Genomic DNA, 6,971 nt, shown 5'->3' on the forward strand with positions numbered 1-6,971 from the left:
ATCCAGAGCGGTTTACGCCACTCTGGATTGCTTCGCTTCGCTCGCAATGACGACAGGATGTAAAGCCTAAGCCTCCACCAGCGACCGCAGCCGGTAATCCTTGTAATCGTCCCGAATCTGCCGCTTCAGGATTTTCCCCGTCGCGGTGTGCGGCAGTTCGTCGACGAAGACGACCTCGTCGGGCAACCACCATTTCGCGACCTTGTCCTTGAGGTAATCGACGATGCCCGCCTCGCTCACCTCGGCGCCGGGCTTTTTCACGATCAGCAGGATCGGCCGTTCGTCCCATTTCGGGTGGAACACGCCGACCGCCGCCGCTTCCTGCACCCCCGGCGCGCCGACCGCGGCATTTTCGAGCTCGATCGACGAAATCCATTCGCCGCCCGACTTGATGACATCCTTCGCACGGTCGGTGATCTGCATGACGCCGTCGGGATGGATCACCGACACGTCGCCGGTGTCGAACCAGCCGTCGGCGTCGGTCGCATCGGCGTCGGCCTTGAAATAGCGCTGGATGATCCACGGTCCGCGGCATTGCAGGCGCCCGCTCGTCACGCCGTCGCGCGGCAATATATTGTCCTCGTCGTCGACGATGCGCAGTTCGACCCCGAACGGCGGGCAGCCCTGGTGGCAGATGACGTCGACCTGCTCGTCGAAGCTCAGGCTGTCCCAGTTCCACGGGCGCCGGCCCATCGTCCCGATCGGGCTGGTTTCGGTCATGCCCCAGGCGTGACCGACATAGACGCCCGCCTTCATGAAGCGTTCGACCATCGCGCGCGGCGCCGCCGATCCGCCGATGTTGACCTGCTGGAGCGCGCCATAGCCGATCCCCGTCGCATCCATATGCGCGAACATCGCGAGCCATACGGTCGGCACCCCCGCGCTGTGCGTCACCCCCTCGGCGTGCATCAGGTCGCACAGCGCCTGCGCGTCGTTGGTCGCCGAAAAGACCATCTTCGCCCCCACGGTCGCCGCCGCGAAGGGAACGCCCCAGCTGTTCGCATGGAACATCGGCACGATCGGCAGGATCACGCTGCGGTTCGACAGGTCGAAGGCATCGGGCTGAACCTCGGTGATCGCGTGCAGGACGTTCGAGCGATGCTCGTAGATCACGCCCTTGGGGTTGCCCGTCGTGCCGCTGGTATAGCAAAGCCCGACCGGATCGCGCTCGTCGAGCTCCACCCAGGCGAAACTGCCGTCCTCGGCGGCGATCAGGTCGCGATAGGACAGATAGCCGTCCTGCGCGGGAGCATCGAACAGCACGAAATGCTCGACGCTCTTCAATTCGGGCCTGAGCCGCTCGATGATCGGCAGGAAAGCCGCATCGAGGAACAGCACCCGATCCTCGGCATGGTTGATGATATAGACGAGCTGTTCGTCGAACAGCCGCGGATTGACCGTGTGCAGAACCCCGCCCATCCCGGCGGTCCCGTACCAGCTCACCAGATGATGGCCGTGGTTCATCGCCAGCGTCGCGATGCGATCACCCTTCTTCATGCCCAGCTTCACCATCGCGGCCGCGAAACGGCGCGCATCGCTGCCCACTTCGCCCCACGTCGATCGCGTCATGCTGCCGTCGGCCCAGCGCGAGACGATCTCGCGCGCGGCATGTTCGCGCGCCGCGTGGTCGATCAGGCTCGTGACGAGCAGCGGCTGGCCCTGCATTCCCATTTCAGACATCCCTCGATTATCGTTGCACCTGAGGGATAGGGCTGAAAATGCGAGCGATGCAAGGGTGAAGCGGGCTAACGAACCCTGAAATCGCGCGGCGCGACAAGTGCAAGCGCAGCATCGGTTACGCCCGCAACCATTTCGAGGCGCGAAACGGTATCGGGGCCGAGCGCGAATCGGCTGCCGAGCTCTATCCGGATGTCCGCATCGGTGATCGGGTCGCGGGTCGCGATGATCACCTTGCCGCGCGCATCGTCGCGCCGGTCGAGCAACGGCGCGATCTCCGCCACCGCATCGGCCAGTTCGACCCGGCAGGTCAGTTGCAGCGCCGCGGTCGCGGCGATGTCGGCGAGCGATTGCGCCCCGCGCACCGTCACCCGCGGCGTCTCCTCGCCCTCGAGCAGGTCGAGCTCGACCGACAGGATCGCGCAGCCGCCATCGGCCGCCAGCGCTTCCAATATCTTGCCCGCCCCCTCGTCGAAACAGCTCGACTGAAACTGTCCGCTGCGGTCCGACAGCGTCAGATTGAGGAAGCGGTTGCCGCGCTGCGACACGCGCGGACGCGCGCTTTCGACCATCGCCGCCATCACCATCGGGATGCGCGTTCCCGGGGTCATTTCGACATTTTCGCAGATGTCGCCATAGCTGCGCGCGCCGCGCGCCTGGACGATCGCCTCATATTGCTCGACCGGGTGCGCCGAGAAATAGAAACCGAACGCCTCCTTCTCGCGCGTCATCCGCTCGGCCAGCGTCCAGGGCTCGGCGGCGGGAAGCTGGAGCGCGGGCGCGATCGCGATGTCGCCGCCGAACAGCCCGCCCTGCCCCGTCGAGCGTTCGTGCGCCGAACTGTTCGCGCAGGCAAGCAGCGCCTCTGCCCCGGCAAAGGCGCGCGGCCGGTCGGGCTCGACGCAGTCGAACGCGCCGCCGCCCGCGAGCGCCTCGATCTGGCGGCGGTTGAGCTGTTTGGGGTCGATGCGGCTGGCGAAATCGTCGAGGCTAGCAAATTCGCCCTTCGCATGGCGCTCGGCGACGAGCATTTCCATCGCCTTTTCGCCGACGCCCTTCAGCGCGCCGAGCGCATAGCGCACCGCGAGCCCGTCCTCGCCCCCTCCATCCACGGTGCGCCCGACCGAGAAATCGGCCTCGCTGTCGTTGATCGACGGCGGGGCGACCGCAATGTCCAGGCGGCGCATATCGTCGATGAAGATCGACAATTTGTCGGTCTGATGGCTGTCGAACGACATCGACGCCGCGAAAAATTCGTGCGGATAATGCGCCTTCAGCCACGCGGTCTGATAGGAGAGCAGCGCATAGGCCGCGGCATGGCTCTTGTTGAAGCCGTACCCCGCGAACTTGTCGATCAAGTCGAACAGCTCGTTCGCCGTCTTCGCGTCGATCTTGTTATGCTCGCCGCAGCCCGCAACGAAGGTCTCGCGCTGCGCATCCATCTCGGCCTGAATCTTCTTGCCCATCGCGCGGCGCAGCAGGTCGGCGCCGCCGAGGCTGTAGCCGGCGAGGATCTGCGCCGCCTGCATCACCTGTTCCTGATAGACGAAGATGCCATAGGTCTCGGCAAGAATGCCCTCGAGCAGCGGGTGCGGATAGGCGATCGCCTCGCGCCCGTTCTTGCGCGCGCCGAACAGCGGAATATTGTCCATCGGGCCGGGGCGATAGAGCGCGACGAGCGCGATGATATCGCCGAAATTGGTCGGCTTCACCGCCGACAGCGTGCGCCGCATCCCCTCCGATTCCAGCTGGAACACCCCGACCGTCTCGCCGCGCTGGAGCAAGGCATAGACCTCCTCGTCGTCCCACGCGAGCTGGTCGAGATCGACATCGACCCCGCGCAGCGCGAGCAGCCGCCGCGCTTCCTTGAGCACCGACAGCGTCTTCAAACCGAGGAAGTCGAATTTCACCAGCCCCGCCGTTTCGACATATTTCATGTCGAACTGGGTCACCGGCATGTCCGAGCGCGGGTCGCGATAGAGCGGGACGAGCTGGTCGAGCGGCCGGTCGCCGATCACCACCCCCGCCGCATGGGTCGAACTGTGCCGCGGCAGCCCTTCGAGCTGGCGCGCCATGTCGAACAGGCGGCGCACCCCGTCGTCTTGCTTATATTCGGTCATCAGCTCGGATACGCCGTTCAGCGCGCGTTCGAGCGTCCAGGGGTCGGTGGGATGGTTCGGCACCAGCTTCGCCAGCCGGTCGACCTGGCCATAGCTCATCTGGAGCACGCGGCCGGTGTCCTTCAGCACCGCGCGCGCCTTCAGCTTTCCGAAGGTGATGATCTGTGCGACCGTGTCGCGGCCGTATTTCTCCTGCACATAGCGGATCACCTCGCCGCGCCGCGTTTCGCAGAAGTCGATGTCGAAGTCGGGCATCGACACGCGCTCGGGATTGAGGAATCGCTCGAACAGCAGGCCTAGCTTGAGCGGATCGAGATCGGTGATCGTCAGCGCCCAGGCGACGACGCTGCCCGCGCCCGAACCGCGCCCCGGCCCCACCGGAATATCGTGCGCCTTCGCCCATTTGATGAAGTCGGCGACGATCAGGAAATAGCCGGGAAAGCCCATCTGGGTGATGACCCCGACCTCGAAATCGAGCCGTTCGGCATAAGCCTGCCGCTCCTCGGCGCTCAATTCGGGATAGAGCGCGAGCCGCGCCTCCAGCCCCGTGCGGGCATCGGCCGCGAGCTGCGCCGCCTCGCCTTCGCGGTCGCCCGCAAGGCTGGGCAGGATCGGCGCGCGTTTCGGCGCCATGAAGGCGCAGCGCTGCGCGACGACCAGCGTATTGCGGATCGCCTCGGGCAGGTCGGAGAAAGCGTCCTCCATCGCCTCGGCGGGCTTCAGCCACGCCTCGGGGCTCGACACCCGGCGATCCTCGCTTTCGACATAGGCCGATTGCGCGATGCACAGCATGGCGTCGTGCGCAGGGTGGAATTGCGGTTCGACGAAATTGGCGGGGTTGGTCGCGACGAGCGGCAGCGCGCGCGCATAGGCCATGTCGATCAGCGCCTCCTCGGCCGCCGTCTCGGTCGCATCGCCGCGCCGTGACAGCTCGATATAGAGCCGCCCGCCGAACAGCGCTTCCAACTGCTCGACATAATCCTCCGCCGCGCTCTTCTGCTCGCCCGCGAGCAGCCGCGCCAGCGCGCCCTCGCCGCCGCCGGTCAGGCAGATCAGCCCGTCGGTGCGCCCCGCGAGGTCGGAGAGCGCGACATGCGGCTCCTGCTCGACCGGCCGCCCGAGATGCGCGTGCGAGACGAGCGCGCAGAGATTGTTGTAGCCGGCATCGTCCTGCGCATAGAGCGCGAGCCAGTCGACCATCGGCGCGCCGTTCGCGAGCCGCTGCCCCGGCCGCGCGACGCTCAGCAGCGCGCCGATGACCGGCTGCACCCCCGCCGCCTTGCACGCCTCGCCGAACGCCATGACGCCATAAAGTCCGTTGCGATCGGCAATCGCGACCGCCGGAAACCCCCGCTCGCGCGCGGCCTTGGCAATGGCTTTCGGGTCGATCGCCCCTTCCAGCATGGTGAAACTGGAAAAGACGCGCAGGGGAACGAAGGGGCTGTAGGCCATCTGGTTACGCTAACGTGACGACGGCGATTCGACCATGGTCTCGATTCACAAAATCGTCATTGCGAGGAGCCGAAGGCGACGCGGCAATCCAGAGCTGCGCTCGACCGCTCTGAGTTGCGTCGCTTCGCTCGCGATGACAGATACGGATGTGATGGAGAGCGTCCCGACGCACTCAACATTACGCACCCGTGTTTTTTACCCCACAAAAAGGGATGCCCGCGCTCGGGCGCCTCGCCTAGATTCCGTAGCCGCGTCGCGCGCCGTTCATCTTGAGCAGCGCGCCGGGACAGGCCGAAAATCGAGGGGTGCACATGACGATTTCACGCGTGGCTTTCACCTGTTTGGCAATCATCCTTTCGATTGGTACGGCGCATGCTCAGCGACAGGATTGGCGCACCTGTGCCGTCGAGATATGCTCCAAGGGCGAATGCGAGGGGCCGAACTCCAACCTGATCGTTGTCGCCCCGGCTGACTTTGCCGATCCGGGCTTCGGCGGTGAAGCAGCCATGATGCAACAATTGAGCACCCTGTCGGAACGGCTCTATCCGACAGCGCAGGGGTGGTCGCGCAACATCAAATGTGATCACAGATACAGCGAGAAGGCTGCGTTGGATTTAGCCAAGGCGTATATTCAACTCGCCCAAGCACCACCCGCAAGCCGCGAGATCAAGATAGCCAACCCGTTCGATATCTGGAGATATACGGCTTCCCCAACCGCATCGAACAATGCAACATCTGCGTCTTCTCCGGCGGATACGCCCAAACCCGCGACGGGAACGGGAGCACCGGCCGAATCCGTTGTCGGCGAACCGATGAATTTTATCATGTGGGTGCAGCTTCGTGAGCCGATCAATGGCATGAATGCCGCCTGCTTCCACGCGATCAAGCGCAAGCCGGCGCCCGAGGGCTATCGGGGAAGCTGGCCAACGCTGAAGAACGCCCTGCCCATCATCAAAAGCTATTTCCCGCTGATGCTCCAACAGTGCCGTCGATATGGCACACCGGTTAGCGACAATGTGGAATTCGCAACGGACGACATATCTCCGGCCGCGAAGCGTGCACAGATGCAGGCTGATGTTGAACGGTGGCGGAAGCAGGGGTTCCCCGAAGTGTATATTTCGAACTGAGTTCGCGCGCCCTAACCCAGCAGGTCCTCAATCTCATTCCGCAACTGCTCGGGTTTCGTCGTCGGCGCGTGGCGCGACACGACCTTGCCGCCGCGATCGACCAGGAATTTGGTGAAATTCCACTTGATCCCGCTGCCGAGCAGGCCGGTCTTTTCCTCTTTCAGATATTTGAACACCGGATCGGCGTCCGATCCGTTGACGTCGATCTTCGCCATCACCGGAAAGGTCACGTCATAGGTCAGCGAACAGAAATTCGCGATCTCCGCCGCATCGCCCGGCTCCTGCGCGCCGAACTGGTTGCAGGGGAAGGCCAGTATCTCGAACCCGCGATCCTTATAGTCGCGATAGAGTTCCTCCAGCCCCTCATATTGCGGGGTGAAGCCGCATTTCGACGCGGTGTTGACGATCAGCAGCACCTTGCCGCGATAATCGGCCAGCGATTGCGACCCGCCGCCGGGCAGCTTCGCCGAAAGATCGTAGAGCGTCATATTTCCTCCCCTATCTGCCGTTCGTGTCGAGCGGAGTGGGGGCGCCCCACGGCCCCGCTACGGCCCCCGGGGGGGGTGGGGGGGGGGCGGCCCCCACCGGCATAGGG

4 protein-coding genes are annotated in these 6,971 nt (G+C 64.7%); 1 reads left to right on the top strand and 3 read right to left on the bottom strand.

All coding sequences use genetic code 11. The annotated features are described in order from the left end of the window. Nucleotides 1-66: 66 nt before the first annotated feature. Together OJI97_RS10390 and dnaE are read right to left on the bottom strand one after the other, a co-directional pair. Nucleotides 67-1,671, bottom strand: coding sequence for a long-chain fatty acid--CoA ligase (locus tag OJI97_RS10390; RefSeq protein WP_297663231.1), 1,605 nt, complete (start codon nt 1,669-1,671; stop codon nt 67-69). 74 nt (nt 1,672-1,745) lie between these two features. Continuing rightward, complete coding sequence (dnaE, locus tag OJI97_RS10395; RefSeq protein WP_297663233.1) at nt 1,746-5,249, bottom strand: DNA polymerase III subunit alpha; 3,504 nt, start codon at nt 5,247-5,249, stop codon at nt 1,746-1,748. A gap of 311 nt (nt 5,250-5,560) precedes the next feature. Here dnaE and OJI97_RS10400 point away from each other — a divergent pair, with 311 nt between their 5' ends. Next, nucleotides 5,561-6,376, top strand: coding sequence for a hypothetical protein (locus OJI97_RS10400; RefSeq protein WP_297663235.1), 816 nt, complete (start codon nt 5,561-5,563; stop codon nt 6,374-6,376). A gap of 11 nt (nt 6,377-6,387) precedes the next feature. On the opposite strand, the gene OJI97_RS10405 is transcribed toward OJI97_RS10400, so the two are convergent. Further along, nucleotides 6,388-6,864, bottom strand: coding sequence for a glutathione peroxidase (locus OJI97_RS10405; protein WP_297663237.1), 477 nt, complete (start codon nt 6,862-6,864; stop codon nt 6,388-6,390). Nucleotides 6,865-6,971: the final 107 nt, after the last annotated feature.

The organism is Sphingopyxis sp., from assembly GCF_025869345.1.
GTDB lineage: Bacteria > Pseudomonadota > Alphaproteobacteria > Sphingomonadales > Sphingomonadaceae > Sphingopyxis.

Bases quoted from the DNA above. Each gene is read 5' to 3' on its own strand.
- OJI97_RS10390 (WP_297663231.1), bottom strand. From the start codon at position 1,671: ATGGGAATGCAGGGCCAGCCGCTGCTCGTCACGAGCCTGATCGACCAC.
- dnaE (WP_297663233.1), bottom strand. From the start codon at position 5,249: ATGGCCTACAGCCCCTTCGTTCCCCTGCGCGTCTTTTCCAGTTTCACC.
- OJI97_RS10400 (WP_297663235.1), top strand. From the start codon at position 5,561: ATGACGATTTCACGCGTGGCTTTCACCTGTTTGGCAATCATCCTTTCG.
- OJI97_RS10405 (WP_297663237.1), bottom strand. From the start codon at position 6,864: ATGACGCTCTACGATCTTTCGGCGAAGCTGCCCGGCGGCGGGTCGCAA.